26 protein-coding genes and 1 tRNA gene are annotated in these 25171 nt (G+C 63.5%); 14 read left to right on the top strand and 13 right to left on the bottom strand.

The window, feature by feature from the left end; all coding sequences use genetic code 11:
- Nucleotides 1-11: 11 nt before the first annotated feature.
- Nucleotides 12-1250, bottom strand: a complete 1239-nt coding sequence (locus NKI63_RS22045; protein WP_352507382.1) for a M24 family metallopeptidase — start codon at nt 1248-1250, stop codon at nt 12-14.
- A gap of 188 nt (nt 1251-1438) precedes the next feature.
- Nucleotides 1439-1777 carry a hypothetical protein gene (locus NKI63_RS22040; RefSeq protein ID WP_254817926.1) on the bottom strand — a complete coding sequence of 113 codons (339 nt, stop codon included), beginning with the start codon at nt 1775-1777 and terminating at the stop codon, nt 1439-1441.
- Nucleotides 1778-2176: 399 nt separating this feature from the next.
- On the opposite strand from NKI63_RS22040, the gene NKI63_RS22035 reads away from it, so the two are divergent.
- Nucleotides 2177-3049 (top strand): ferritin-like domain-containing protein, encoded by an 873-nt coding sequence (locus tag NKI63_RS22035; RefSeq protein WP_352479722.1) that lies wholly within the window; start codon nt 2177-2179, stop codon nt 3047-3049.
- A gap of 141 nt (nt 3050-3190) precedes the next feature.
- On the opposite strand, the gene NKI63_RS22030 is transcribed toward NKI63_RS22035, so the two are convergent.
- Nucleotides 3191-3265 (bottom strand) — tRNA-Gly (locus tag NKI63_RS22030).
- 232 nt (nt 3266-3497) lie between these two features.
- Between NKI63_RS22030 and NKI63_RS22025 the strand changes: the two genes are divergently transcribed.
- From NKI63_RS22025 to NKI63_RS22010, 4 genes are all read left to right on the top strand, one after another.
- Nucleotides 3498-3995, top strand: a complete 498-nt coding sequence (locus NKI63_RS22025; protein WP_254817917.1) for a prolyl-tRNA synthetase associated domain-containing protein — start codon at nt 3498-3500, stop codon at nt 3993-3995.
- 102 nt (nt 3996-4097) lie between these two features.
- Entirely contained in the window at nt 4098-5090 is a 993-nt protein-coding gene (trxA, locus tag NKI63_RS22020; RefSeq protein WP_352507381.1) for a thioredoxin, read from the top strand.
- A 163-nt stretch (nt 5091-5253) separates the two neighbouring features.
- Nucleotides 5254-5925 carry an LON peptidase substrate-binding domain-containing protein gene (locus tag NKI63_RS22015; protein ID WP_023675985.1) on the top strand — a complete coding sequence of 224 codons (672 nt, stop codon included), beginning with the start codon at nt 5254-5256 and terminating at the stop codon, nt 5923-5925.
- An 84-nt stretch (nt 5926-6009) separates the two neighbouring features.
- Complete coding sequence (locus tag NKI63_RS22010; protein ID WP_352507380.1) at nt 6010-6249, top strand: Trm112 family protein; 240 nt, start codon at nt 6010-6012, stop codon at nt 6247-6249.
- Between the two features lie 31 nt (nt 6250-6280).
- On the opposite strand, the gene NKI63_RS22005 is transcribed toward NKI63_RS22010, so the two are convergent.
- The 4 genes from NKI63_RS22005 to NKI63_RS21990 all read right to left on the bottom strand — a co-directional run bounded on the left by NKI63_RS22005 (nt 6281) and on the right by NKI63_RS21990 (nt 13003).
- Nucleotides 6281-9589: an error-prone DNA polymerase gene (locus tag NKI63_RS22005; RefSeq protein ID WP_352507379.1), complete on the bottom strand. Its 3309-nt coding sequence runs from the start codon at nt 9587-9589 to the stop codon at nt 6281-6283.
- Complete coding sequence (locus NKI63_RS22000; protein ID WP_352823257.1) at nt 9586-11064, bottom strand: DUF6504 family protein; 1479 nt, start codon at nt 11062-11064, stop codon at nt 9586-9588. The genes NKI63_RS22005 and NKI63_RS22000 overlap by 4 nt, the downstream gene beginning before the upstream one ends.
- A complete protein-coding gene (locus NKI63_RS21995) occupies nt 10997-12079 on the bottom strand; it encodes an ImuA family protein (protein ID WP_352823254.1) in 1083 nt (360 codons plus the stop codon). Before NKI63_RS21995 ends, NKI63_RS22000 begins: the two co-directional genes overlap by 68 nt.
- Before the next feature lie 171 nt (nt 12080-12250).
- On the bottom strand, nt 12251-13003 hold the full coding sequence (locus NKI63_RS21990; protein WP_352507376.1) for a DUF3800 domain-containing protein: 753 nt from the start codon (nt 13001-13003) through the stop codon (nt 12251-12253).
- A 233-nt stretch (nt 13004-13236) separates the two neighbouring features.
- Between NKI63_RS21990 and NKI63_RS21985 the strand changes: the two genes are divergently transcribed.
- Complete coding sequence (locus NKI63_RS21985; protein WP_023680515.1) at nt 13237-13659, top strand: metallopeptidase family protein; 423 nt, start codon at nt 13237-13239, stop codon at nt 13657-13659.
- A gap of 294 nt (nt 13660-13953) precedes the next feature.
- Here NKI63_RS21985 and NKI63_RS21980 read toward each other — a convergent pair whose 3' ends face one another.
- Nucleotides 13954-14160 carry a DUF1737 domain-containing protein gene (locus tag NKI63_RS21980; RefSeq protein WP_352470863.1) on the bottom strand — a complete coding sequence of 69 codons (207 nt, stop codon included), beginning with the start codon at nt 14158-14160 and terminating at the stop codon, nt 13954-13956.
- Nucleotides 14161-14188: 28 nt separating this feature from the next.
- The gene (locus NKI63_RS21975; RefSeq protein ID WP_352823273.1) at nt 14189-15067 is read right to left on the bottom strand and encodes an HpcH/HpaI aldolase/citrate lyase family protein; all 879 of its coding nucleotides are present in this window, start codon (nt 15065-15067) and stop codon (nt 14189-14191) included.
- 281 nt (nt 15068-15348) lie between these two features.
- Here NKI63_RS21975 and NKI63_RS21970 point away from each other — a divergent pair, with 281 nt between their 5' ends.
- The 4 genes from NKI63_RS21970 to NKI63_RS21955 all read left to right on the top strand — a co-directional run bounded on the left by NKI63_RS21970 (nt 15349) and on the right by NKI63_RS21955 (nt 20361).
- Nucleotides 15349-16893 carry a DUF4153 domain-containing protein gene (locus NKI63_RS21970; RefSeq protein ID WP_352823252.1) on the top strand — a complete coding sequence of 515 codons (1545 nt, stop codon included), beginning with the start codon at nt 15349-15351 and terminating at the stop codon, nt 16891-16893.
- A gap of 4 nt (nt 16894-16897) precedes the next feature.
- Nucleotides 16898-17590: a response regulator transcription factor gene (locus tag NKI63_RS21965; RefSeq protein ID WP_352507373.1), complete on the top strand. Its 693-nt coding sequence runs from the start codon at nt 16898-16900 to the stop codon at nt 17588-17590.
- A gap of 74 nt (nt 17591-17664) precedes the next feature.
- Complete coding sequence (locus NKI63_RS21960; protein ID WP_502899783.1) at nt 17665-19164, top strand: ATP-binding protein; 1500 nt, start codon at nt 17665-17667, stop codon at nt 19162-19164.
- Between the two features lie 30 nt (nt 19165-19194).
- Nucleotides 19195-20361: an NAD(P)/FAD-dependent oxidoreductase gene (locus tag NKI63_RS21955; protein WP_352507371.1), complete on the top strand. Its 1167-nt coding sequence runs from the start codon at nt 19195-19197 to the stop codon at nt 20359-20361.
- 36 nt (nt 20362-20397) lie between these two features.
- On the opposite strand, the gene NKI63_RS21950 is transcribed toward NKI63_RS21955, so the two are convergent.
- The 4 genes from NKI63_RS21950 to NKI63_RS21935 form a co-directional block, all read right to left on the bottom strand.
- Nucleotides 20398-20886 (bottom strand): SRPBCC family protein, encoded by a 489-nt coding sequence (locus NKI63_RS21950; protein WP_352507370.1) that lies wholly within the window; start codon nt 20884-20886, stop codon nt 20398-20400.
- Nucleotides 20887-20922: 36 nt separating this feature from the next.
- On the bottom strand, nt 20923-21369 hold the full coding sequence (locus NKI63_RS21945) for an SRPBCC family protein (RefSeq protein WP_352823248.1): 447 nt from the start codon (nt 21367-21369) through the stop codon (nt 20923-20925).
- A complete protein-coding gene (locus NKI63_RS21940; RefSeq protein WP_352690939.1) occupies nt 21369-21680 on the bottom strand; it encodes an ArsR/SmtB family transcription factor in 312 nt (103 codons plus the stop codon). The genes NKI63_RS21945 and NKI63_RS21940 overlap by 1 nt, the downstream gene beginning before the upstream one ends.
- Before the next feature lie 92 nt (nt 21681-21772).
- Entirely contained in the window at nt 21773-22198 is a 426-nt protein-coding gene (locus NKI63_RS21935) for a GNAT family N-acetyltransferase (RefSeq protein WP_352690938.1), read from the bottom strand.
- A gap of 155 nt (nt 22199-22353) precedes the next feature.
- Between NKI63_RS21935 and leuD the strand changes: the two genes are divergently transcribed.
- From leuD to NKI63_RS21915, 4 genes are all read left to right on the top strand, one after another.
- Nucleotides 22354-22959 (top strand): 3-isopropylmalate dehydratase small subunit, encoded by a 606-nt coding sequence (leuD, locus tag NKI63_RS21930; RefSeq protein ID WP_352823244.1) that lies wholly within the window; start codon nt 22354-22356, stop codon nt 22957-22959.
- Between the two features lie 61 nt (nt 22960-23020).
- A complete protein-coding gene (locus tag NKI63_RS21925) occupies nt 23021-23947 on the top strand; it encodes an Ivy family c-type lysozyme inhibitor (RefSeq protein ID WP_352690936.1) in 927 nt (308 codons plus the stop codon).
- A 321-nt stretch (nt 23948-24268) separates the two neighbouring features.
- A complete protein-coding gene (locus NKI63_RS21920; protein WP_254817900.1) occupies nt 24269-24652 on the top strand; it encodes a RidA family protein in 384 nt (127 codons plus the stop codon).
- A 51-nt stretch (nt 24653-24703) separates the two neighbouring features.
- Nucleotides 24704-25054 (top strand): VOC family protein, encoded by a 351-nt coding sequence (locus tag NKI63_RS21915; protein WP_352690956.1) that lies wholly within the window; start codon nt 24704-24706, stop codon nt 25052-25054.
- Nucleotides 25055-25171 lie beyond the last annotated feature (117 nt).

Here is a 25171-nt window from a genome sequence, read left to right as displayed (position 1 = left end):
GCCGGCTGGATTCAGCCGATAACCCCCAGACGTCTCGGCAGGCGGTTCATCGGCGACGGCCCGTTGGCGGTGATCAGGAACTGGTCCTCGAGATTGAAGCTGGCGAGACTGTCGATGTAGAGCGGAATCTCGAATGCCAGCACCATGCCGGGTTCGATCGCGACATCGCAGTCGGCCGAGATGAACGGCCATTGCTCGGAAAACACGGAATGGCCGACGCCGTGGCCGAAATGGCCGCGGCGATAGGAACGCAGGCCCTGGCGCGCCAGGCTGTCACTGGCGGCGCGATGCACGGCGGCCAACGGCTTTCCGGGCATAAGCGCGGCAAGCCCGTCGGCGAAGGCGCGTTCGGCTATCGCATGCAATTCGGCCTGTTCGGGCGACGGCGGCCCGAAGGTGAAATTCCGCGACATATCCGAGGCATAGCCGTTCACGCTGCACACCATGTCGGCCTTCAGCGGATCGCCGGCGGCGGCGACCGCGTCGGCGCCTTTTGGGCGAGCGCCCAGCGTGACGTATTCCGCCGTCGAGATTTGCTGCGACGACCCGCCGGCTACATCCGCGACGCCTTGCCGGTAAAGCGCGACCAGCTCAGACTGACGCATGCCGGCCGCTGCATGCTGCTGCAGCCGCGACAGGCCGGCCTCCGACAGGACGATGCCCTGCTGCAACAGGTCGATCTCGCTCTGCGACTTGATCGCCCGCAGCCGGTCGAGGATCGGCGAACCGTTGACCAGGGCAGTGCCCGGCAACATCGCCTGCATCGCGGAAAAATCGCTGGCCGAGACGAAATCCAGCTCGATGCCGAGCGTCGCACGCTCCAGCCCGAATTCTGCGAGGATCGTCTTCAGCTCGCGGACGGAGCGGGCAAGCTCGAAGGTCGCCGGACGTGAAAAACCGGGGGCGCGGCCAACCAGGCCGGCCTCGATGCGCTGCGCAACAGGCCGGTCGGCCGTCGCCGGCTCGAGCGACGCCGATTCGATCCAGATCGGATGCGTGCGTACCATGGCGCCGGCCATCGCCGCCGGGAGCTGGGCAGCCTGGAAATCCGCCACCACGACGCCGATCGGCAGGTTGCCTCGCTTGGGAATAACGACGAAACCGGCGCCGGCCCGCCGGAACAGGCCTGCCGGGCCGATCCAGGCACCGGTGGCATATTGGAACGCCTCGGGCTCGCAAAGCACCAGCGCCTCGATGCCGGCGCGCTGCATCAGGTCAGTCGCGCGCTCGCGGTCGACAAAGCCGGTCATGGGATCTCCTCGAATGCAATCGAAACCGACGCCGATGCGGCGGCGTTTGGCCTTAGCGTAGCTTCAGTGCCGCCGTGGAGCAGCTTTTTTCTGGAAGCGCTGTTCACCTTGAGAGTTCGTCGTCGGGAAACGAAAAAGCCGCGGCGAACCGCGGCTTTTCAACACAACAAGCGGCTGCTTCGAAAGCTTTATTCGGTTTCGTCGGAAGTGTCGTCGGCAGTGTCTGCCGCGTCATCCGCGGTCTGCCTTGCCAGCGCTGCCTGCAAGGCCAACGTGGCCTGTGGCGAGGCCGGTGTCGTCGCAACGACCGCCGCTGCGTGAGCAACTCCGTGCGTCGACTTGTCCCTGGCCGCGGCGGAAGTGGCGGCTCCGTGTCCCTGCGAGCCGGCCCCGGCCGAGTTTCCGCCATTGCCGTTGCTGCCGCCATTGCCGTTGCCATTGCCATTGCCGCCGGGAGCAGCGAGTACCGGAGATGCGACAAGGGTGAGAGCGGCTACAGTCGCGAATAGACAGGTGCGCGTTTTCATAGTTCCTCCTTCGAGTCGCCCTCCCGCCAGGATGGGTTCCAAATGAAAAACGTCAGGACTTCCAATGTGAAAGCCGGCTGTTACCTAGCTTTGTTCAAATACAGTATTCTGCAAGATGGACCTTGGTCCGAAACCGGCACGCAAAAGTCCTGAATTTTATCGACAGCGTACTTCGGACGACCGCAACGGCTGGATTTTGCTGCCGTCAGATCCAGCGCCGCTACAGCGCATGTGCGTCGGCTGACATGAGGTTACAATCGAGGAAACCTCGGTGCTCGCCATCCGGCGAGATCATTTAAGGCGATTGAGGAACATTCCACAGTTCGTGAAGTTGGGAGCGCAGGCCCGCTTTTGAGGGTGCCAAAATGTTTGATGCCGGCGGGCTTTTGGGAGGAAGCCATGATCCGCGTCACGCCTGCATTTCGTGTTTCACGCCGCCGCGCATTGCAGTTTGGCCTGGGAGCGACGCTCGCTTCGGCCACCGGGCTTGCCCCGGTTTCCCGCGCCTATGCGCAGGATGAGGTCAAAGACGAAGACATTTTCCGGTTCGCCCTCAATCTCGAATATATGGAAGCCGAATATTACCTGCGCGGCACAACCGGAAAAGGGATCGATGACTCGGATGCCGGCCCGAAGGCCGGCGCTGTGGCTGGCGGCAAACAGGTTCGCTTTGACACGCCTGCAATCGGCGAGTTCATGCGTGAGGTCGCCGAAAACGAACTTGCCCATGTCAGGTTCTATCGCAAGACACTTGGAAGCGATGCCGTCGACCGGCCGGCAATCGATTTCGATGCGGGCTTTGCGGCGGTTGCCAAGGCGGCGGGGCTCGGAGCGGACTTCGATCCTTTCGGCAACCAGATGAACTTCGTGCTCGGCGGCATGCTGTTCGAGGATGTCGGCGTCACTGCCTATGCCGGCGCCGCGCCCCTTCTGAAAAACAAGGATTTCCAGGCCGCCGCCGCTGGCATTCTGGCCGTTGAGGCCTACCACATGGGGATGGCGCGATCGTCGCTTTACCGAATGGGCGAGGATGCCTGGAAGGCCGCCAATGCGGTTTCCGACGCCCGCGACAAGATCGATGGACCGGAAGACAAGGACCAGGGCATCCGAGTGGACGGCAAAGCCAATATCGTTCCATCGACCCCGGATGCAATCGCCTTCACGAGGACGCCGCAAGAAGTGCTTCGGATCGTCTATCTGACCGACCAGAAAGGCGTCAGCAAGGGCGGCTTCTACCCGAACGGAATGAACGGAACGCTCAAAAGCACCTGAGCGGTCTGCGGATGAATCTCGTGGCAAATGAACTTGCGCGCGCGGCCAGCCGATTCGGCGCGCTGCGCCCTGTTGGCGCGCAAAAACGAAAAAGCCGCGGCGGACCGCGGCTTTTCGATGCTTGATTTCCCTTGAGAGAAATGGAGCGGGTGAAGCGATTCGAACGCTCGACCCCAACCTTGGCAAGGTTGTGCTCTACCCCTGAGCTACACCCGCTCGCGCGGCTTTTGGGCCGCAAGCCGCGCCTATATGGCTGAAGAGCGCGGCGATTGCAACAGGGAATTCGCAGGCTTTTTTGCTTCGCCGGCAATGCGGAGAAGCGCTCCTCCGGACGTCGCAAGGCAATCACCCCCCGCGTTGCGCGACGGACTTGTCTTGGCCGCATCATTGGCCGTAAACGGCGTTAGCCAAACAAGCCGTTGAAAGCGGGCCACCAGAAGAAAGACCGATGCCGAAGACCGAAGCCGAACTTTTCGCCTTTCTTGCCGGACTCGGGATCGAGGTATCGACGCGGCGGCATCCGCCGCTGTTCACGGTCGCCGATTCGCAGGCGCTGCGCGGTGAGATTGCCGGCGGCCACACCAAGAACCTGTTCCTCAAGGACAAGAAGGACAATTTCTTCCTGGTCAGCGTCGACGAGGAGGCGGTGGTCGATCTCAAGCAGATCCACCATCTGATCGGCGCTGCGGGGCGCGTGTCTTTCGGCCGGCCGGAGATGCTGATGGAGCTTCTCGGCGTCGTCCCGGGCGCGGTCACGGTGTTCGGGCTGATCAACGACACCGAGCGAAGGGTCAAGGTCGTTTTGGACGAGAAGCTGATGAGCCATGCGGTGGTCAATGCCCACCCGCTGACCAATGAAGCGACGACTTCCATCGCTGCCGCGGACCTGGTCAAATTCGTCGAGGCAACCGGACATGATGCTGTTATCTTGAAAGTCTCGGCATGATCGCCACATGGGTGACTAAGACCGGGGTGACTGAAACCGGGTTCTAAAGAAGGATGTTGCGCCCGTCCCTTGGCCGGCGGCGCGACCGAAAGGCGACGAGAGATGAGCGATAGCAACCCCTTTGGCGGCCCATTTGGCAGCAATGGCCGCCAGTATGCCACCACCGTGCAATATGGCGGCACCGATGCCGCGCGTGAGAAGGTCGCGCTTGCGAAGGCGCCGGCCGACGTCATCAAGGACACAACGACCGCTGGATTTGCTGCAGACGTCATCCAGGAATCGCGTCGCCAGCCGGTGCTGGTCGATTTCTGGGCGCCGTGGTGCGGCCCCTGCAAGCAATTGACGCCGCTGCTGGAGAAGGCGGTGAAAGCCGCCGGCGGCAAGGTCAAGCTGGTCAAGATGAATATCGACGACCATCCGTCGATCGCCGGCCAGCTTGGCATCCAGTCGATACCGGCGGTCATTGCCTTCAAGGACGGCCAGCCGGTCGACGGCTTCATGGGCGCCATTCCCGAGAGCCAGATCACGCAATTCATCCAGAAGGTTGGCGGCAAGAACGGTGGCGCGCCGCAAGTGGCCGAAGCGCTGGCCGCGGCTGCCGAGGCGCGCGACGCCGGGGATGTGCAGACAGCGGCCGACATCTACGATGCCATCCTGGAACAGGCGCCGGAGACGATCGAGGCGATCGCCGGCTTGGGCGACCTGCTGTTCGAGGCCGGCGATGCCGAAGGTGCCGAGGCGGTGCTGGCGCGGGCGCCGGAAGCGAAGAAGGATGCGCCCCAGCTCGCCGCGCTGCGGGCCAAAATGGCGCTCGCCGCGCAAGCAGCAGTGCTCGGCAATCCGGCGGAACTGGAACGGCGGCTGGCCGAAAATCCCGGGGATCACCAGGCACGGTTCGAGCTTGCCATGATCCAGAACGGCAAGGGTGATCGCATGGCGGCGGCCGACAATCTGCTGGCGATCATCAAGGCAGACCGCTCGTGGAACGACGACGGCGCCAGAACCCAGTTGCTGCAGCTCTTCGAGGCATGGGGCATGACCGACGAAGCAACGCTGTCGGCACGGCGCAAATTGTCGTCGCTGCTGTTTTCCTGAGCCGGCGCAGACTGTTTTGTCGCGCGGGCTTGCGGTGGGCGGCAGCTGCGCCAGATTAGGTTTTCGGACGGCGTTCGATTTCAGGTTTCCGGTGTTGCGCCTTGTGCCGGCCGGGAGGAGACGGATTTGGTGCGCTTCCTGACAAAGCGATCGGAGGATTGAGGTGCAGGCGGGAAACGCGCATTACCGGCTCGCTGCGGACTTACCGTCGACCATGCCGATCTTTCCGCTTGAGGGCGCATTGCTGTTGCCGGGAGGCCGTATGCCGCTCAACATCTTCGAGCCGCGCTATCTGCAGATGGTCGACGAAGCGATCGCCGGGCCGCGGCTGATCGGCATGATCCAGCCCAGCCTCGACGGTGCGCTGCGTCCAGACGGCGAGCCGGAGCTCTGCAATGTCGGCTGTGCCGGGCGCATCATTGCGCTGTCCGAGAGCGGCGACGGCCGTTACCTGATTTCGCTGCAGGGCGTGTGCCGGTTCCGCATTGTTCAGGAACTCACGGTCAAGACGCCGTTCCGCCAGTGCCGGCTGGCACCTTTTCTCGCCGATCTCGACGAGGAGCAGGCAGACGCCGAGATCGACCGGCCGGCGCTGCTGAAAGCGTTTCGCGCCTATCTGCAGGCCAACGATCTGGAGGCCGACTGGGAGAGCGTCAGCCGCGCCGAAAACGCCATGCTGGTCAACGCACTGTCGATGATGGCACCCTACGGGCCGGCCGAGAAACAGGCGCTGCTCGAAGCGGCCGATCTGAAGACACGCGCCGAGACCCTGATCGCCATCACCGAAATGGCGCTGGCGCGCGACAATGAGGATTTCGGTTCGAGTTTGCAGTAGGTTGGCCCTCCTTCTCCCACAAGGGAGAAGGGGAGGCCACGCGCAAAAACCTGAAGCGGTCGCCTTGTGGAAAGGATGGATCGAATGGCGGATGGACGTGACGGGAACAGGACTGTCGATCCCAAGCTGCTGGAACTCTTGGCCTGCCCGCTGACCAAGGGGCCGCTTGCCTGGGATCCGGAGCGCGGCGAGCTTATCTCGCGGGTGGCAAAGCTTGCCTATCCGGTGCGGGACGGCATTCCGATCATGCTGCCCTCGGAGGCACGTACGATCACCATTGACGATGCCGTGCCCACGCCACCGCGCCTGGGCGGAACGGCCTGACGAAGAGAAGAGGCCAATAGCCAGCCATGTTCTACTGAAAATTGCGCCCTTTGGGCATGACCTTCTCTGCCTTTCCCAATAGTTCCGTTTGCGCGATGCTATCGGGCCGCTTCTCCTCGGGGCCGCTCGAAGGTTCATCCACAAGCCTTGCCTCCTCGAGCAGCACCGACAGCCACGGCGTCAGATCCTCGACCTTCTCGGCGACGATATGGATGACGTCCGATTCCGATTGCAGCTTGCCGGTGACGCGGATGAAACGCGCGCCCATGACGATGGGGCGGAAGCGGTTGAAGGTTCTTTCCCAGAAAATGATATTGGCGACCGCATTCTCGTCTTCCAGCGTCAGGAAAATCGCCTTGCCATTGCCCGGCCGCTGCCGCACCAGCACGAGGCCGGCGACCGAAACGCGGCGGCCGTCCCGCACCTGGCCGAGCCGCGCATTGGGCGTGACGCCGGACCGATCCAGCCTTTGACGCAGGAAGGCGACCGGGTGCGCCTTCAGCGACAGGCCGAGCGAGCGGTAGTCGTGGACGACGTGCTCGCCGAGCGGCATTGCCGGGAGCCGGGTTTCAGGCTCGAGATCGCGCAAGCGGATCGCCGGCTGATCGAACAGCGGCAGCTTTTCGGCGGCACTCTTGCCGTCGAGCGCGCGGACCGCCCATAGAGCGTCGCGGCGGTTCAATCCAAGCGAGCGGAAAGCGTCGGCCTGTGCCAGTTTTTCGATCTCGTCGACGTTGAGGCCCGAGCGCAGCCAGACATCGCGCACGGATGCGTAGCCGTCGCCGCGTCGCAGCACAAAGGTCTCCATGCGCTCCTTCGACAGGCCCTTGACCTGGCGAAAACCCAGCCGGACGGCATGGCTGGTCCGGATGACGCCGCGCATCTGGGCATGGCGGTCAAGGATACGATCCGGATCGAAAGGCGATTTCTCCAAGGCGCAATCCCAGCCGGAAAAATTGACGTCGACGTCGCGGATCTCGACGCCGTGGTCATGCGCGTCGCGGACAAGCTGAGCCGGCTGGTAAAACCCCATCGGCTGGGAATTGAGGATCGCGGCACAGAACACGTCGGGATAGAAGGTCTTGAACCAGCAGGAGGCATAGACCAGCAGGGCGAAGGAGGCGGCGTGGCTTTCGGGAAAGCCGTATTCGCCAAAGCCTTCGATCTGTTTGAAGCAGCGCTCGGCGAAGTCTTTTTCGTAGCCCTTGGCGACCATGCCGTCGACCATTCTCTTGCGGTAATTGCCGATCGTGCCGGTGCGCTTGAACGTCGCCATGGCGCGGCGCAGTTCATCGGCCTCGCCCGGCCTGAAGCCGCCGGCGACGATGGCGATCTTCATCGCCTGCTCCTGGAACAACGGCACGCCCAGCGTCCTGCCGAGGATTTTTTCCAGTTCCGGCTTGGGGTATTCGGGTTTTTCCTTGCCTTGCCGGCGGCGCAGATAGGGATGGACCATGTCGCCCTGGATCGGGCCGGGCCGCACGATCGCCACCTCGATGACGAGATCGTAAAAGTTTTTCGGCCGCAGCCGCGGCAGCATCGACATCTGCGCGCGGGATTCGATCTGGAAGACGCCGATCGTGTCGGCGCGGCAGATCATGTCGTAGACACGCTTGTCCTCGGCAGGCAGAGTGGCCAGCACATAGGGTTGGCCGTAATCGTCCCGCGCCTCCGGATAATGATCCCGGAGCAGGGTGAAGGCGCGCTGCAGGCAGGTCAGCATGCCGAGCGCCAGCACGTCCACTTTAAGGATTTTCACCGCGTCGAGGTCGTCCTTGTCCCACTCGACCATCTTGCGCTCGTCCATCGCCGTCTTGACGATGGGCACGATCTCGTCGAGCCGGTCCCTGGTGATGACAAAACCGCCGACATGCTGCGACAAATGACGGGGAAAGCCCATGATCTCGTTGGCGCATTCGATCACGTGCCTTGTCGATGGATCGGTCTGATCGAGGCCGCCGGCTTTTGTCTCCTTTTCGCCGAGTTCCGAGGTCGACCAGCCCCAGATCGAACTGGACAGCGCGCTGCGGACGTCGTCCGACAGGCCCATCGCCTTGGCCACTTCGCGCATCGCCGAGCGGCCCCGGTAGCTGACGACGGCAGCGGCCAGCGCGGTGCGCTTGGTACTGTATTTGGAATAGATGTACTGGATGACCTCCTCGCGCTTTTCATGCTCGAAATCGACGTCGATGTCGGGCGGTTCGTTTCTTTCCTCGGAAATGAAGCGCTCGAAAAGCGTGTCGATCTTGTCCGGGCCAACTTCGGTGATGCCGATGCAGAAGCAGACGATCGAGTTGGCGGCGGAGCCGCGCCCCTGGCAGAGAATGTTCTGGCTGCGGGCGAATTTGACGATGTCGTGGACAGTCAGGAAATAGCGCGCGTAGTTCAGGCGCTCGATCAGGGCGAGCTCCTCCTCGATGCGTTGCGTCACAAAAGCGGGCACGCCCGAGGGGTAGCGGATGGCGGCCCCCTCCTTGGCCAGCCTTTCCAGCTCGGCCTGCGGCCCGAGGCCCGATTCCGTCGGCTCGTCGGGATAGTTGTATTGCAGATCACTGAGCGAGAAGGTCAGCTCGCCGGCAAAACGCAGCGTTTCCGCCAGCGCTTGCGGATGCCTGCGGAAAAGCCGTGCCATCTCCAGCGGCGGCTTTAAGTGACGCTCGGCATTGGCCGCCAGCTCCAGCCCCACCTCGGCGACGGGCACATTGAGGCGGATCGCCGTCAGCACGTCCTGCAGCGGGCGCCGTTCCGACGTATGGTAGAGCACGTCGTTGGTGGCCATCAGCGGGATGCCGGCCAGCTCGGCCATCGCCGCCGCCTGCTCGATACGGAAGCGGTCGTTACCGCGGTAATCCGGCGAAACCGCCAGCCTCAGGTTTTCGCCGAAGCGATCCCTGAGCCGGCTAATCAGTTCGAGGCCAGCTTCCGCGTCCGCCGACAGATCCGGCAGTATGGCCAGCGACAGGAGATCGCCCCATTCGAGAAGATCGCTCTGTTTGAGAAGCGCTGCGCCCTTTTCGTTCTCGTCGCGCAGATTGGCCTGCGTCAGCATGCGGCACAGATGACCCCAGCCCTTGCGGTCCTGCGGGTAGGCGAGGATGTCCGGCGTGCCGTCGCAAAAAACCAGGCGGCAGCCGGGATGATAGGAAACACCCTCCACCTTGGCCTGCTGCCAGGCGCGCACCACGCCCGCCACCGTGTTTCGGTCGGCGAGACCGATCGCCGAAAACCCCAGGAATTTTGCCGCGACCACCAGCTCCTCCGGTTTCGAGGCACCGCGCAGGAACGAGAAGTTCGACTGAATGCCGAATTCGGCATAGGGGATGGCCGTCAGCGCATTCATGCGAAGATCCCATGCATGAACCAGCGCGGCGGGACTTGAGAGGCGCCGTAAAGGCCCTGGCGATAGAGCCAGTAACGGCGGCCGTCGGCATCCTCGATGCGGAAATAATCCCGGGTCGGGGCATCTTCTCGTCCCGCCGCCCCTCGCCACCATTCCGGCGCGATGCGCTCCGGCCCTTCGGCGCGCGCGACCCGGTAGAGCGCGCGCCGCCAGCGGAAGTTCAAAGGCGGGCCTTCCGGCATTTCGGTGGCCGGCACCTCGATCGGCTCGGGCGCACGGAAAAGCCGGATCGGCCGTTCCGGCTGGAAGACGGTCGTGGGAGCGTCCTTCGCCTTGTCCGGCTGCTTCGGCGGCGAGGTTCTCTGCGGCACTTCCGCGAAGGGAAGGGTGGCGACGGCGCGCTCCGGCAGATGGCTCTCGACGGCGACCGGTTTCAAGACCGCACCTTCGCCGAGCCGGGCGCGGATGCGGTCGGCAAAAAGCGCGATATCGGCACCGTCGTCGCTCGTCTCGCCGGCAAGGTCGGCCTGCTGCATGTCGAAGGCGGCGGCGGTCAGCACCGAAAGGCGCACGAGATCGAAGCCATAGCCGGCGTCGATATCCTGTTCGAGCGCGGCAAGCCTTTCGTGGAACAATTTCTGGATCAGCCGCGGCTCGCGCAGAGGCCGCGAGGTGCCGACGGCGATGCGGCTGACGCCGCCATCGACGCGGAAAAGCAGCAGCGCCAGCCGCCTTGCGCCCTCGCCGCGACGCTCGAGGTCGCTCTTCAAGGTGGTCGCCAGCATGCCGGTCAGCCGCTCGATGTCCTCGGTCAGCATGATCGGCTCGGCAAGGTGACGCTCGACCGAAAGCGGTGCGACCGGCAGGCGCGGCGACACGGCCTCCTCGAGGCGGCCAAGCGCCTGGTCGAGACGCAAGAGCAGCGATGCGCCGAAGCGGCGGGCCAGCGGCGCGCGCGGTGCCGCCATGACGGCGCCCGCCGTGCGCAGGCCGACGCTTTCGAGGCTGGCGCGTACCTCCGGGTCGATGCGCAGCGCCGCCAGCGGCAAGGGCGCGAGAAGCGCTTCCTCCTTACCATCGGGCACGATGCGGTCGCCAGCAAACCGCGCCGCCGCCCAGGCAGCCCCAGGCGTGGCGGCAAGCTCGGCGCGGACATCGAAGCCCTGATGGAAAAAACGCGACAGGATATCGTCCAGCATCGAGCGTTCGCCGCCGAAAAGATGGGTGCAGCCGGTGACGTCGAGATAGAGGCCGTCGGTCCCGTCAAGCGCCACCAGCGGGGTATAGCGGTCGCACCAGTCGGCGAGGCCTTCGAGCAGGCGCCGGTCGGCCTCCGGATCGGCCTCCACGATGTCGATCGAGGGATGCATGGCGCGTGCGTCGGCTATGCCCATGCCGCGCTTCAGATTAAGCGCCTCGGCCCGCTCGTCGAGGGCGGCGATGCGCTGGGCGTTCCGGTCGCGGTGACTGATCACCAGCGGCAGGTGATCCGACGGCCGGGAACGCCAGGACCGCCCCAGACGCTGCCGCAGGATTCTCTCGGCGGCGAGATGCGGAAACCACAGGGATAGGATTCTTTGGCCGTTCTGGGGCCCATTCCTGAGACCTTCCTTGCTCGCCCCGTCTTTCTTCGAATATGCGTTCATCGGGGTTCCACTCCAGTGTGAATTTTCCGGGCAAGGCCGTGCGGCTCTTGCCGATGGCGACGGTGAAGGCGGGCCGGCCGATCGAGCCGGCGAGCGGCCCGGCAAGCGTCTTACGCGTTGCCGCCGGTGCCGCCGACAGGATGAGGCGGACGGGCGCTGCCGTCGGTTCGGGCTCGCCGGCCTGGCGCAGCAGGAACAGCGGCCGGCCCGCACTCTGCGCGCGGGCGTGCAGCCGCCGCGTCGCGGTGAGGTCAAACCGCTGCGGGCTGCCGCGGATTTCGAGGATGACGGCGGCCAGCGCCGTCATCCGGGCAGCCTCCTCGGCGATCCACAGCGCATCGAGCAGCCTTGGCGCCTCGGAAAACAGCAATTGCTCCGGCTCGATGCCGAAGAAGGCGTGAAGCCCCCTGGCATAGGGAAAGCCGGCCTCGCGGAAAACCTCTGATGTGCCGATCCACAGCACCGGCAATCGCGGCCCCTGGCTTAGGATCAGGCTGACGAGCGACAAGGCAAAACCGGCAACGACCCCGGCATCGCGGGTCGCGGCGCCATGAAACTCGCTCACCGCCGCCTTCGGCAGGCCGCCGCTCAGCGCAGCATCGAGGCGCTCGGCGCCGGTGCGCAAAAACGCATCGGGCGGCGCCACGGCGAGGCCGCGCCGGACAATGGTCAGATTCCGAGCGGGTGTCGGATGCCGAGAGGGTGTCAGACTCTGACGAGGGACATCCGCGTCAAACGACGAACTGGCCGGCGCCTCCAGGCGCTCGGGCAAGGTCCCTTCGATCTTCGCGATCTGGCGGCGCAGGGCAAAAACAGTCTCCCGCGCCACGGCGCTTGTCGCCATGACGGTCAGCTTCCACTCACAATTGTTCCCGTTATGTTCCTATAGATTCCAGAGGCCGCCCGAAGAGTCAAGCGGAGTCATGGGGAATTTATTCCCAGAAAGAGCAATCCGAGCTTTTCAAGGAAACCGCTCGGGAGCCTGGGGTTGATAAAAAGGGGGCGGCTTTTGACTCTAGCCTGAAGCCAATTCTGAGGCGACGCGTCTCAAATATTGGGCGGTAAAGTCGGCGATTTGATCGACTTCTTCATCGTCATATTTGCGAAAGCTAAAGCGGCTGAAGCTAGGGTCGATAGCTTGGAGGGTTTTTCGTAGGGGACCGCGAAAATTCCTCATTTGATGGTTCCCCTCATATGCCAATACGTCTGCGCATTGAAGCGGTGGGTGCCTAGTTTTTGAGCCGAAATTGAAAGTCGCCGATTTTCCCGGAAAATGCCGCTGGACTTGCTGGAACGCCTCAGTCGCCGCCGCGCTGTACTGGTTGGCTTCATGGACGAATGCGATGTTATCGTGGCCTTCCGATGCGAGTTTCTCCCACGTGCTGCGAAGGGCCCATTGCAGGCAGATGTAGTACCAGCCGCGTACCATGTCTTCCGGCTTGATGGCTAAGCTATGTTTGTGAGCCAAGACCTCGCTCAGTTTCCGCCTGTCGACGGCGGCGATAATGCCCCGAATGTAGTGGTTTTTGACTACCGGCAGGATGCGCTTGACGTGTCTATCTCGCTCTTCACGGGTCCACCCTTCGTACTCCCCATGCCTGTTATGGCAATCGACCGAGTGGTGAATTTTTATCGGCGCCTTCGCCACGATCCACTCGAGGGTCCAGATCTGCCAGTCTTCTTTTGAAGCCCAAACGGCGGATACGGAAAGAATTTGCGAGTCATGGTCAGTGCCAGATTCGTCTAGGTAGACCTCAATCACGACCACCAAACCTTCCCGAGGGGCAAGAAAGGTGTCGCGGAACTCTAGGACGCGCCTTCCACCATTTCCGTCGACTCATCGGCTCGAAATTTGTTCAGCACGGTACCACCTCCTCAGTGCGTACGCGAATTACGACACGCTGAATTTATTCCTGCTTATGATCCTGGGGCAAAGGCGGCAGCCCGACCATTTGCCGAGTTCGGCCTGAAAGCCTATATGCCGGGATCAAAGGACAAAGCATGGCTCGCATCTACCAAACACGCATCTGGCACGACCAGCTTTCGCCAACGATGGAGGAAATCGAGCTCCTGGCGCTGGAGGCCTATGCCCATCTGCCGGAGGACTTTCGCAAGTTGACCGGCGAGATCGTCATTCAGATCGCCGAATTCCCGACCGACGAGATCATGGACGACCTTTCGCTGGAAACGCCCTTCGACCTGCTCGGCCTGTTCGAGGGGCGCGGCATCGCCGAGCGCTGGAATCCGCAGACCGGCGAGGGGCCGAACCGCATCACCCTCTATCGTCGCGCCATCCTCGACTACTGGGCCGAGAACGAGGAAACGCTGGGCGACATCGTCACCCATGTGCTGATCCACGAGATCGGCCACCATTTCGGCCTGTCGGACGACGATATGGAGAAGATCGAAGAGGCAGCGGAGTGAGCGACCCCGCTCCTCGTCATCCTGGGGCGGAGCAAGGAGCGAAGCGACGCGGCGCAGACCCCAGGATCCATGCCGTGATAGTGATGCAGTGCGCCGGCGGTGCAGAACCGAACGCTCATCATCCCGTTCTGGGTAACGGGGCTATCCCGATCGGTGGTAGATCACACTAGACTAATCCTGATCCGCCGTGCCCTTCGGCAGAGGTAACGGCATGGATCCTAGGGTACTCCGCGACGTCGCTTCGCGACTGCTACGCCCTAGGATGACGAAGGACGAGCGCTTCAGCGAACCTCCCTACCAATCGCTGAGCTTGGTGTCGGGGCCGTATTCCTGGCCCTCGATGTCCTTCACCACGGCCTGGCCGCAGCGCATGGTCTTGGCTTCCTGGTCATAGGCATAGGTCGGCGAGCCGAACAGGTGCCAGCCCTTGTTCAACGCCGCCGTCACCTTGTGGCAGAAGCTGGAATCGTCCGGACCGGACAGAAAACGGTAGAGTTTCATTCTTCAATCCTGTCGTCAGTTGCGTTAGTCATGCGCGAACAGCGGCGGCCTTCGCCAGCAGTTTTTCGGCCTGCGCCAGATGCAGCCGCTCGACCATCTTGCCGTTCAGCGCAACTACCGCCCTACCGGTATTTTGGGCGAGCGCGAAGGCATCCTTGACCGCGCGCGCTTCGGCTATTGCTTCGGGCGACGGTGCAAAGGCGCGGTTCGCGGCTTCGATCTGAGCCGGATGGATCAGCGACTTGCCGTCAAAACCCATGGCGGCCGCTTCCGTGCACTCGCGCGCAAACCCGTCCATATCGCGAAAATCATTGAAGACGCCATCGAGCAGGTCGAGGCCGCCGGCACGCGCCGCGAGCACCATTTGCATCAGCCATGGCACGAGATAGCGCCGATCGGGCGTGGCGAGAATGCCGGTGTCTTTGACCAGGTCGTTCGTTCCGGCAACGAAACAAACCAGGCGCGAGGCCGGGTCGCGGCCGAGCTCGGCAATCGGCCCGATATTGAGCAGCGCCTTGGGCGTCTCGATCATCGCCCATAATTTGACCTCGTCCGCGATAAAATTGTCGTCTAGCACGTCGCCGGCCTCGAGGATGTCGCGCGGAGTGTCGACCTTGGACAGCAGGATGGCGTCGGGCGTGCATTTTGCCGCGGCCAGCAGATCGTCGGCGCCCCATTCGCTCGACAGCGCATTGATGCGCACCACCATTTCGCAGCGCCGGTTGGAACGGCCGGCGAAAATCGCCGCCAGTTTTTCGCGCGCGGAAAGCTTGTCGACCGGGGCGACGGCGTCCTCGAGATCGATGACGACGGCATCGCAGGTCAGCGGCGGAATCTTGGCCAGCGCCTTGTCGTTCGAGGCCGGAACGTAAAGCACCGAGCGGCGCGGGCGGTAGCTTTCGGTGATCATGTTCGATCTATGCCGCCTGCAGCCAGCCGAGGCAAGCCGTGCATAAAAACTGCACGTAATTTCGGAAAATCTCCTCGTCTGCGCCCCGCTTGCCACCCGGCAGAATGCGACAAGGGCGGCATGCAAGAGCAAACGAACTCCCGTTGGTCCGTGCCGTACCGGCTTCGCCGCGAAAGCTGGTGGCTCGTCGATCCGCCCCAGACTTTGGCAACCCTCCTCCCTTTCGTCCGCAAATCCCTGCCCACCGGCCGCATCAAAGCCGCCGAGAAAGCCCGATCATGACAGTATTCCTCTCGGCGGCGCCGAGCTATTGCAGCCGCTTCGGCGTTGCCGTCCTGCTCGTCGCGTTGGCCGATTTCTTCTTCTATGGCCAACCGGCGGGCATCACGCTTTTCCTGTTCGGCGTTGCGATTGCCGCGGCGAGCATGGCTCTCCGTCCTCTCGGCGTCTTCAACGATGGCAAGTTCTTGTTCAAGCCGGTTGCGCTGCTTGTGGGGCTGCTGCCGCTTGTGGAAAATGTCAGCGCACTGTCCGTCTCCATTGCGCTGGCGGCGATGGCCGTCTTCGTGCTTTCGCTGGGAGGGCGATTGCGACACGGGCTTGCCCGCGTTGCCGGCCAGCTTTTGACCTTCCTGCTCGCAGCGCCTTTTCGGTTCATCCGCGATTTCTTCCGCTGGCGCAAGGCGGCGCGGCGGCTTGGCCGACGACGCATGCGCCTTGCGGCGATCGCCGTCTGGGTCATGCCGCTGAGCCTCGGCGCAGTGTTTCTCGCGCTGTTCGGCGCCGCCAATCCGGTCATTGAATATTGGTTCTCGCTGATCGACCTGATGGCACTGCTCGACCTCGTCCAGCTGCCACGTCTCGCCTTCTGGCTGTTCGTGCTTGCCTGCGTCTGGGCATTTCTGCAGCCGCGCCTGCCGCGCTTTCTCCGCCGCCGCAGGGTGTCGCCAGCCAGCGCACCGGCGACGCCGGCCACCAGGACCACCATCGAGGACATCGTCTTCGGCAAGGCCGCTATCCTCCGCGCGCTCGTCGTCTTCAACATCCTGTTCGCGGTGCAGAGCGCACTCGACGCCACCTATCTGTGGGGCGGCATCGCGCTTCCAGACCGGCTGACCTATGCCGCCTACGCGCATCGCGGCGCCTATCCGCTGATCGTCACGGCGCTGCTGGCCGCCGGCTTCGTGCTGGCGGCGCTGCGGCCGGGAAGTGCGACCTCCGGCGATCCGCTCATCCGCCGGCTGGTTTATGCCTGGGTGGCGCAGAACATCCTCCTGGTGGTCTCGTCGATCCTGCGGCTCGATCTCTATGTCGGTATCTATGCGCTGACCTATTGGCGTGTCGCTGCGTTCGTCTGGATGGGGCTGGTGGCGGCGGGCCTTGTCCTGATCATAGCCCGCATCGCGCGCGAAAAGTCCAACGAATGGCTGTTTGCCGCCAATCTTCTGACGCTATCGGCGACGCTCTATGCCTGCTCGTTCATCAACTTTGCCGCGCTGATCGCCAACTACAATGTCGACCATTGCTTCGAAATGACCGGCCAAGGCACCCAGCTCGACGTCTGGTACCTGCGCTCGCTCGGGCCCGGCGCCTTGCCAGCGCTCGATCGCTTCGTCCAGCACCAGAGCAGGACGGTTTCCGCGGAGGATGCCTCCATCCGCGAACTCGCCGGCTGGTATGCACAGGACGAAGCACGCTTCCGCGCCGGCCAGGAAAACTGGCGGGGCTGGAGCTTTCGTGACTGGCGGCTCAACCGCGCCCTCGACAGGCGTGGCCCGTTCGTGGTTCCTCCGATGTCCGAACCCTTCATGCCGGGCCGCTGATTTGATGCCGAACCACATACTGGTCGCCGACGACGACCCGCACATTCGCGAAATCATCTGCTTCGCGCTGGAAAAGGCCGGCATGAAAACGCTGGCGGTGCCGGACGGCGCGGCTGCCCTGCAGGCGATAGAGCGCCATGCGCCCGATCTCGTCGTGCTCGACATCGGCATGCCGGAAATGGACGGGCTGGAAGTGTGCCGGCGGCTGCGCCACACATCCGACCTGCCGGTGCTGTTCCTGTCCGCGCGGGATGAAGAGATCGACCGCGTGCTCGGGCTGGAGATGGGCGGCGATGATTATGTCACCAAGCCGTTCAGCCCGCGCGAGCTGGTCGCCCGCGTCAACGTCATCCTGCGCCGCTCCCGGCCCACGCCGGAACCAGCCGACGACCGGCAATTCTCGCATGGCAGACTGTTGCTGGTTCCGGCAAGCCATACAGCCAGCTTCGACGGCAAGCCGCTGGCGCTGACGTCGATCGAATTCGCGATTCTGAAAGGCTTTTTGGCGCGGCCGGCGCATGTGCTTGGCCGCGACATGGTGATGGCCAACGCCTATGCGGCCAATATCCATGTCGCAGACCGCACCGTCGACAGCCATATCCGCAATATCCGCGCCAAGCTGGCGGCCGTCGGCTGCGTCGACGCGATCGAGACCGTGCACGGCGTCGGTTTTCGGCTGGGCGGATGCGGCGCGTGAGCGCCCAAGAACTGATTGGCAGCAAATGGCGGCCTCGCCTCGCCACGGTCGTCATCGCCATCCTGATCATGGTGATGGCGCTGCCGCTGGCCGGCCTGTTTTTCTTCCGGCTCTACGAGAACCAGCTGATCAGGCAGACCGAGGCCGAGCTGATCGCCCAAGGCGCCGCCCTTGGCGCGATCTATGCGCAAGAGGTTCGCGAGGCCGGCCTTGCCCCGGAAAAGCTAGGCGCACCCGTGCCTTCACCCAACACCAGCGATCGGGCCTCTCCCTACCAGCCGATCGAACCGGGCCTCGATCTTGCGTCCGACGGGATCCTGCCGACCCGGCCCGCGGCCACCGCGGCCAGCGCCGATCCCGCCTTCGCGGCAATCGGCGCACGCCTGTCGGGCATTCTTGCCGAGACGCAGAAGACCACGCTCGCCGGCTTCCGGCTGCTCGATCCCAGAGGCGTGGTCATCGCCGGCCGTGAGGAGGCCGGCCTGTCGCTCGCGGCTGTCGAAGAGGTTCGCGCAGCGCTTGCCGGCCGCTACGCCAGCGCGCTCAGGCTGCGGGTTCCCGACCAGCCGTCGCCGCCGCTCTATTCGGTCAGCCGCGGCACCAAGGTTCGCGTCTTCGTGGCCATGCCGGTTGCGGTCTCCGGCAAGGTCGCCGGCGTCGTCTATCTGTCGCGGACGCCGAACAACATCGTCAAGCATCTCTATGGCGAGCGCGGCAAGGTGGCGCTGGCGGCAATCGCCATCCTCGGCGGCGCGCTGCTGATCGGGCTGGTCTTCCTGCGCGCCGTCAGCCGTCCGATCTATGCGCTGATGGAACGCACGAAACGCATCGCCGCCGGCGACCGCGCGGCGATCAGGCCGCTCGATCACCACGGCACGCGCGAAATGGGTGAACTCTCTGCTGCTTTCCTCGACATGGCCGAAAAGCTGCACGCACGCTCCGACGGCATCCAGACCTTTGCCACCCACGTCTCGCACGAGCTCAAATCGCCGCTGACGGCGATCCAGGGGGCCGCCGAACTGCTGCGCGATTCGGGCAGCGCGATGGACGAGGCCGAGCGGCGGCGGTTTTCGGACAATATCGTCACCGATGCCGGCCGGCTCAACCTTCTGGTGCGCCGCCTGCTCGACCTGGCGCGCGCCGAAAATCTCGAGCCGAGCGGCGAAAGCACGTCGCTCGGTGCTGCGCTGGCGCTGCTGCCGGCCGAGGACAGGCTGGCGATGCGCCTCGAGGCCGGCAGCGATATCGGCCTGCGCATCTCGGCCGAGAACGCGGCAATCGTGCTGGCCAATCTCATCGACAATTCGGCGCGGCATGGCGCAACGCTCGTTTCCGTTGCGGCGGCGAGCGCGGACGGCAAGGCGACGATCCAGGTGAGCGACGACGGCGCCGGCATTTCGCCCAGCAACCAGGCTCGCATCTTCGAGCCGTTTTTCACCACGCGCCGCGATTCAGGCGGCACCGGTATGGGCCTCGGCATCGTGCTGGCCCTCCTGAAAGCGCATGATGGCACGATCCGGCTGGTTGACTCAGCGAGCGGCACGCGCTTTGAGATCATCCTGCCGGCGGCGTGACTCGGCGGTTCAGATCGGAAGGGCCAAAAGGTGCATTATGACATCGTCATCATCGGCGGAGCCATCGTCGGCTCCTCGGTCGCCTATTATCTGCGCGAGGAAGGGTTTTCGGGCTCGATCGCGCTTGTCGAGCGCGACCCGCAATTTTCCCGCGCCGCGACCACGCTGTCCTGCGCCTCCATCCGCCAGCAGTTCTCGATCCCGGAAAACATCCGGCTGTCGCAATTCACGCTGAAACTGTTCCGGCGGCTCAGGGAAGAGTTTGGCGCGGACGCCGATATCGGCTTTCGCGAAGGCGGCTATCTTATCCTTGCCGGCGAAAACGGGCTGCCGATCCTCAAGGCCAACCACGAGGCGCAGATGGCCGAGGGCGCCGACATCGTGCTTGAGGATGCGGAGGCGCTTGTCCGCCGGTTTCCATGGCTGTCGGCCGAGGGCATCACCGCCGGCGCCTATGGCCGCAGCGGCGAAGGCTGGTTCGATGCGCATGCGATGCTGATGCTGTTCCGCAAGGCGCTGCGGGGCGAAAACATCGATTTCATCACCGCCGATGTGACCGGCATCGAGCGCCAGGGCGACCGCGTCGCCAGCGTCAGCCTCGACAATGGCGAGCGGCTCGAGGCCGGCACCGTTATCAACGCCGCCGGGCCGAATGCCGGCAAGGTGGCTGATATGGCCGGGCTGGCGCTGCCGGTGGAGCCGCGCAAGCGCAACGTCTTCGTCTTCGAGGCACGCGAAAAATACGCCGACATGCCGCTGCTGGTCGATCCCTCAGGCATCTATGTCCGGCCGGAGGGCTCGGTCTACATCACCGGCGGTGCCGAGCCGGAAGAGGGCGACGGTCCTGCCGACCCCGGTGATTTCGAGCCCGACTGGCCGCTGTTCGAAGAGGTGATCTGGCCGGTGCTGGCCACCCGCATTCCCGCCTTCGAGGCGATCAAGCCGACACGTGCCTGGGCCGGCCATTACGACTACAACACGCTCGACCAGAATGCGGTGATCGGCCCGCATCCTGAGGTGAAGAATTTCCTCTTCGCCAACGGCTTTTCCGGCCACGGCCTGCAGCAGGCGCCGGCCGTCGGCAAGGCGCTGGCCGAACTGATCGTGCATGGCGGCTATCGCACGGTGGATTGCTCGGCGTTCGGGTATAGCCGGATCGCCGATGGGCGGCCGTTTCGGGAATTGAATGTAATTTAACGCTAGCCCGAAGGGATGCTACCGTTGCTTGGTGGATTAAGCCGCCGCCAAGCCGTCCGTACCAAGATACGCCTGAAGCCAGCCCAGCACCTGGGCCCAGCCTTCGGCATGCTTCGTCGCGGCAGCAGCGAGGCCGGCGAAGCCGCCATGGCAGATGGTGACGCGTGTGCCGCCGGCGATCGGCTCCAGCAGCCAGGCGACTTTGGTTTGGCGGCGGCCAAGCGTCGGATGGTCCCAGCCGTATCTCCGCGTCTGCACGATTCGGCGCGGCTCTTCGATCTCCAGGAATTCGCCGCTGGCGGGCAGGTGTCTGCCGGCCGCCGTCTCGACGGTGACGCTCCAGCGGCCGCCGACGTGGAGGTCGGCCGTCCATCCGGTCATCCGGTAGGTCGTGGCGGACCCCCACCAGCGCTCGACCTCGCGTGTAACGAGCGCGTCAAAGATCCGCTCGGGCGGCGCGCAAACATCGGCGCTCGCCATAACGGCCTTGCCATTCGTCATGCTGTGCACCGCGGCACTGTACATCGCTGTCTCCAGAAACGTTTCGCTATCGAAACAACCTCAAGCCTTCGACGCCGGGCGCGACAGGCCTTTGCCGGTTTCGAGCAGGCTCTTCAGGCTGGACAGGATGAGCGGCCAGCCGTTCGCCACATGGCCAAGCAGCTTGTGCGGTCCATCGGCTTCGTGTGTGATGGCGAGCTTCACCATCTCGCCCTCCTGCTCGATGGCGAAGGTGCAGCGTGTGTAGCCGTCCGCCTTGATCTCGGGCATGAACTCGTTGCGCCATTTGAGCACGATGCGCTTGGGTGGATCGATCTCGAGGACCTCGCCGTTGTCGGTGACGCGGCCGTCGGTGTAAACCATCTTCCACGCCGAACCTTGTTTCCAGTCGCTTAGCATCTGGGCGCCGAGGAAATATTGCCGCTGGAACTCCGGCTCGGTCAGCGCTTGCCAGAGTTTTTCGGGCGAGGTGCGGATGTAGGTGACATAAACGAAAATGTTGCTCATCAGTCTTCCCTTTCGAGGCGTTTCTTCAAATCGCTGAGGGCGCCCAGTCGCCCCCGCTCGAATTTGCCGATCCAGCGTTCGGCGATCTCGTTGATGGGAACCGGATTCAGATAATGTTGCTTCTCGCGTCCCTGGCGGATGGTGGTGACGAGGTTTGCTTCTTCCAGGATCGCCAGATGCTTGGTCACCGCCTGGCGCGTCATGTCCATCTCACCGCACAGCGCGTTCAGCGTCTGCCCGTTCCTTGCATGAAGGCTGTCCAGTAATCGCCGACGTGTCGGGTCGGCCAAGGCGCGAAAGACGGCATCCATGCTCATGACCCTAATATGCAACCATATGGTTGCATGTCAAGAGGCAGAACCTTGGCCGAGGATGCGCAGGTTGAGGTCGCTGAAAGTGGATTTCAGCGCTTGCGGCCGAACCAGAATGCGTTGGGCATGCGCTCCATGCCGATACGCTCATAGAAGCCGACGGCGTCGGGCATGGAGATCAGGCTGATGGCGACGGACGGTCCGAGTTGCCGGCGTGCCTCATCCATCAGGCCCTTGCCGATACCCAGCCCTTGCGCCGATGCAGAAACGGCGAGCTCGGAGATATAGCAGACCCAGGAAAAGTCGGTGATGCCGCGAGCGACACCGACCAGCGGCTTGCCTTCTGTGTCGAGACGCGCGGTGAGCACCAAATTGGCCGCTGACAACATCGCCTTCAATCGAGTGTTGTCATCGACGGGCCGTGTCTCGCCGAGGCCGGATTCCACCAGCACGCGGCGGAACTCGGCGGTGCCGAGGTCCGGTTCGCTGGCGTAGAGGACCGTGGATCGCGTTGTCATGTCGATAAAAGTGCACCATGGGCCGGTGGTTTTGAAGCGTTTTGTGTTTCGATCGACGACGGAAGTCCAGAAACAGCCGCCTTTTATTTGCCCGCGGCTTTGTGTAAACCGGGCGCCAGCAATTCCCCGCAACGAGAAGAAGACGGGCAAGAACCATGGAAAAATTCACCAAGCTCACCGGCGTCGCCGCGCCGATGCCGATCGTCAATGTCGACACCGACATGATCATCCCCAAGGATTATCTCAAGACGATCAAGCGCACCGGGCTCGGCACCGGCTTGTTCGCCGAAATGCGCTACAAGGACGACGATTCGGAAAACCCGGACTTCGTGCTCAACAAGCCGGCCTACCGCAAGGCGCAGATCCTGGTCGCCGGCGACAATTTCGGCTGCGGTTCGAGCCGGGAACATGCACCGTGGGCGCTGCTCGATTTCGGCATCCGCTGCGTCATCTCGACCTCGTTCGCCGACATTTTCTACAACAACTGCTTCAAGAACGGCATCCTGCCGATCACCGTCAGCGCTGAAGACCTGGAGAAGCTGATGGACGATGCGTCGCGCGGTTCCAACGCGACGCTGTCGGTCGATCTCGAGACCAAGGAAATCCGCGGGCCGGACGGCGGCGTGGTCAAGTTCGACCTCGACGAGTTCAAGCGCCACTGCCTGCTCAACGGGCTCGACGATATCGGTCTGACCATGGAGAAGGCTGGCGCCATCGCTTCGTTCGAGAAGAAGAATGCTGCTGAGCGCCCCTGGGCCTGAGCGGTACGATGACCTGGCCGCGACAGACCGGATTCGTGGCGGCTGAACGGAGGGGACAGTCATGACACGTTCGCTTCTTGCAGGGGCCTGCGCGCTGGCGTGGATTCTGATGCCAGTGGCAGGCGCGCATGCACAGACCGATATGGTGCTCGTGCCGGCTGACGATGCGTCCGGCGGGGCCGACCAGGGCGCGTTGAGCAATGCGGCCCTAGCCGACAATGACAAACAGGCGCCGATCCCGTTCGAGGGTGGCCAGCTGACCATCACCCAGGAGGAAGAGTACGGGGAACGGGTGCTCGCCTTCGACGGCAAGGAACTGGCGCGCAATTACGACGTCTTCTTCGACAAGGTCGTCGAGGTCGGCGGTGTCAAGGTGGCGCTGGTCGATGTCGGCGACGGCGGCAATCAATGCGGCCCGGCCAAGGTGATCGTGTGGAAGCCGGAAGGCGGCACGATCCAGACGACCACGGTCGAGCAGGATGAATGCGGCGCACCACCGGCCGCGATCTCCGACAGCGCCATCTATTTCGTACCCTATCTTTTGCCGGGCGATTCCAAGCCGGCGCTGCAATGGTCGCCGACGGACGGGCTGACGACGTCCGGTAATCTGACCTACATGCCGGAGCCGGGCACGGAGTGGAAAGACGTCGATCCGTCGAAATACGATAACATCATTGATGCCTTTCACAACGAGGCCGTCTACAGGCTAGCCGAGACGCTGCTCGGCAAGGACATGCCCGACATGGCGACCAGCCTGCTGGTCGGCGGCGGTACTGAGGAGACCGCTTCGGGCGCCTTTTTTGCCAGCGGCTGCGTGCCGCATGATTGCGGCGGCAATGACGGTTTCATGGCCGTCGACCCGGTCAACCATAAGCTCTATTTCGCCCGCCGCGGCGACAAGCCCGAGCCGGACGCGTGGCCGGCGGTGAGTACATGGCCGGCCGACGTCAAGGAAGCGCTGGACAAGGCGCTGGGGTCGGCCAATTAAGGTTTCGACAAGGGGTCGCAACTGCGCATTCGTCATCCTCGGGCTTGACCCGAGGATCCTTGCTGCGACCGTTGTCGGAAGGCGGCTGAGCAGAAATTCTGCACCGTGGCAAAGCCCGTGATGTCTCGGCATGGATCCTATGGTCTACGCTGCGTCGATACGCTCCTTGCTCCGCCATAGGATGACGACGGGATAGATGCTCCGGCCAATCTCCGAGGTTTTCGTCTTGCCGCCTCGTGACAACAATTTGCCTAGCTTGGCTCATGACCCGCCCGGCCCCCCTCTGCTAGACGACGCTCAGCAACCCAGCGAGGCCGCCCCATGCGAAAACTGATCTCCACCGGTTCGCCCTTCGAGAAGACCGCCGGCTATTCGCGTGCCGTGGTGCAGGGCGACTGGTGTTTCGTCTCCGGAACGACCGGTTACGACTATGCCACTATGACGATGCCCGAGACGGTCGAGGCGCAGACCCGTAATTGCCTCGCTACCATCGCCAAGGCATTGCAAGACGGCGGCTTCGAAATGGCCGATGTGGTGCGGGCACATTACTATATCACCGATGCGGCTTTCGTGGATGTGGTGTTCCCGATCCTCGGCGAGGCCTTTGGCGAGATCAGGCCGGCGGCAACGATGATCGTGTGCCAGCTCAACAAGCCGGAGATGAAGATCGAGATCGAGGTGACGGCGCTGCGGCGCACAGCCTGATGCCTGTCACGGTTGCGACAACGACACGGTTAGCACGAGGATCGGCCCATGGTGAAGGTCAGGCGCATCGTTGCAAACATAGACACGCAGGATATCGCGGCGGCAAAACCCTTCTATCAGGATGTGCTCGGCCTCGATCTCAAGATGGATATGGGCTGGATCGCTACCTACGGCTCGCAAGAGACGATGTCCGTGCAGGTCAGTTTCATGGCCGAAGGAGGGTCAGGAACGCCGGTGCCGGACATCTCTATCGAAATCGACGACGTCGATGCCGCGCTTGAAAGCATGAGGACGGCCGGCTTTGCCATCGAATACGGTCCGGCGGACGAACCCTGGGGCGTGCGGCGCTTCTTCGTACGCGACCCGTTCGGCAGGCTGGTCAATATCCTTTCGCATCTGTAGGCGTTTTGGCTTGAGCATCGGATTCTCCCAAAACCGGTTTCCACTTTTGGGTCCGATGCTCTGAACCGCAGGCTTGCGCGCCGGCTGCTTGGCGTTTAGCAAGGCCGCGTTCATGCG

Origin of the sequence: Mesorhizobium sp. M0410 (assembly GCF_040321435.1) — a bacterium.
Lineage (GTDB): Bacteria > Pseudomonadota > Alphaproteobacteria > Rhizobiales > Rhizobiaceae > Mesorhizobium.
The sequence above is the reverse complement of the archived record's forward strand: the minus strand, read 5'-3'. Positions and strand labels throughout refer to the sequence as shown.

What these genes read in the sequence shown, in the direction of transcription:
- NKI63_RS22005 (WP_352507379.1), bottom strand. Translation starts at nt 9,589, where the DNA reads ATGAATGCGCTGACGGCCATCCCCTATGCCGAATTCGGCATTCAGTCG.
- NKI63_RS21950 (WP_352507370.1), bottom strand. Translation starts at nt 20,886, where the DNA reads ATGTACAGTGCCGCGGTGCACAGCATGACGAATGGCAAGGCCGTTATG.
- NKI63_RS21960 (WP_502899783.1), top strand. Translation starts at nt 17,665, where the DNA reads ATGGCGCTGCCGCTGGCCGGCCTGTTTTTCTTCCGGCTCTACGAGAAC.
- NKI63_RS21940 (WP_352690939.1), bottom strand. Translation starts at nt 21,680, where the DNA reads ATGGATGCCGTCTTTCGCGCCTTGGCCGACCCGACACGTCGGCGATTA.
- NKI63_RS22045 (WP_352507382.1), bottom strand. Translation starts at nt 1,250, where the DNA reads ATGACCGGCTTTGTCGACCGCGAGCGCGCGACTGACCTGATGCAGCGC.
- NKI63_RS21945 (WP_352823248.1), bottom strand. Translation starts at nt 21,369, where the DNA reads ATGAGCAACATTTTCGTTTATGTCACCTACATCCGCACCTCGCCCGAA.
- NKI63_RS21920 (WP_254817900.1), top strand. Translation starts at nt 24,269, where the DNA reads ATGCGAAAACTGATCTCCACCGGTTCGCCCTTCGAGAAGACCGCCGGC.
- NKI63_RS21925 (WP_352690936.1), top strand. Translation starts at nt 23,021, where the DNA reads ATGACACGTTCGCTTCTTGCAGGGGCCTGCGCGCTGGCGTGGATTCTG.
- NKI63_RS22040 (WP_254817926.1), bottom strand. Translation starts at nt 1,777, where the DNA reads ATGAAAACGCGCACCTGTCTATTCGCGACTGTAGCCGCTCTCACCCTT.
- NKI63_RS22010 (WP_352507380.1), top strand. Translation starts at nt 6,010, where the DNA reads ATGGCGGATGGACGTGACGGGAACAGGACTGTCGATCCCAAGCTGCTG.
- NKI63_RS21965 (WP_352507373.1), top strand. Translation starts at nt 16,898, where the DNA reads ATGCCGAACCACATACTGGTCGCCGACGACGACCCGCACATTCGCGAA.
- NKI63_RS21980 (WP_352470863.1), bottom strand. Translation starts at nt 14,160, where the DNA reads ATGAAACTCTACCGTTTTCTGTCCGGTCCGGACGATTCCAGCTTCTGC.
- trxA (WP_352507381.1), top strand. Translation starts at nt 4,098, where the DNA reads ATGAGCGATAGCAACCCCTTTGGCGGCCCATTTGGCAGCAATGGCCGC.
- NKI63_RS22035 (WP_352479722.1), top strand. Translation starts at nt 2,177, where the DNA reads ATGATCCGCGTCACGCCTGCATTTCGTGTTTCACGCCGCCGCGCATTG.
- NKI63_RS22025 (WP_254817917.1), top strand. Translation starts at nt 3,498, where the DNA reads ATGCCGAAGACCGAAGCCGAACTTTTCGCCTTTCTTGCCGGACTCGGG.
- NKI63_RS21970 (WP_352823252.1), top strand. Translation starts at nt 15,349, where the DNA reads ATGACAGTATTCCTCTCGGCGGCGCCGAGCTATTGCAGCCGCTTCGGC.
- leuD (WP_352823244.1), top strand. Translation starts at nt 22,354, where the DNA reads ATGGAAAAATTCACCAAGCTCACCGGCGTCGCCGCGCCGATGCCGATC.
- NKI63_RS21985 (WP_023680515.1), top strand. Translation starts at nt 13,237, where the DNA reads ATGGCTCGCATCTACCAAACACGCATCTGGCACGACCAGCTTTCGCCA.
- NKI63_RS21995 (WP_352823254.1), bottom strand. Translation starts at nt 12,079, where the DNA reads ATGGCGACAAGCGCCGTGGCGCGGGAGACTGTTTTTGCCCTGCGCCGC.
- NKI63_RS21935 (WP_352690938.1), bottom strand. Translation starts at nt 22,198, where the DNA reads ATGACAACGCGATCCACGGTCCTCTACGCCAGCGAACCGGACCTCGGC.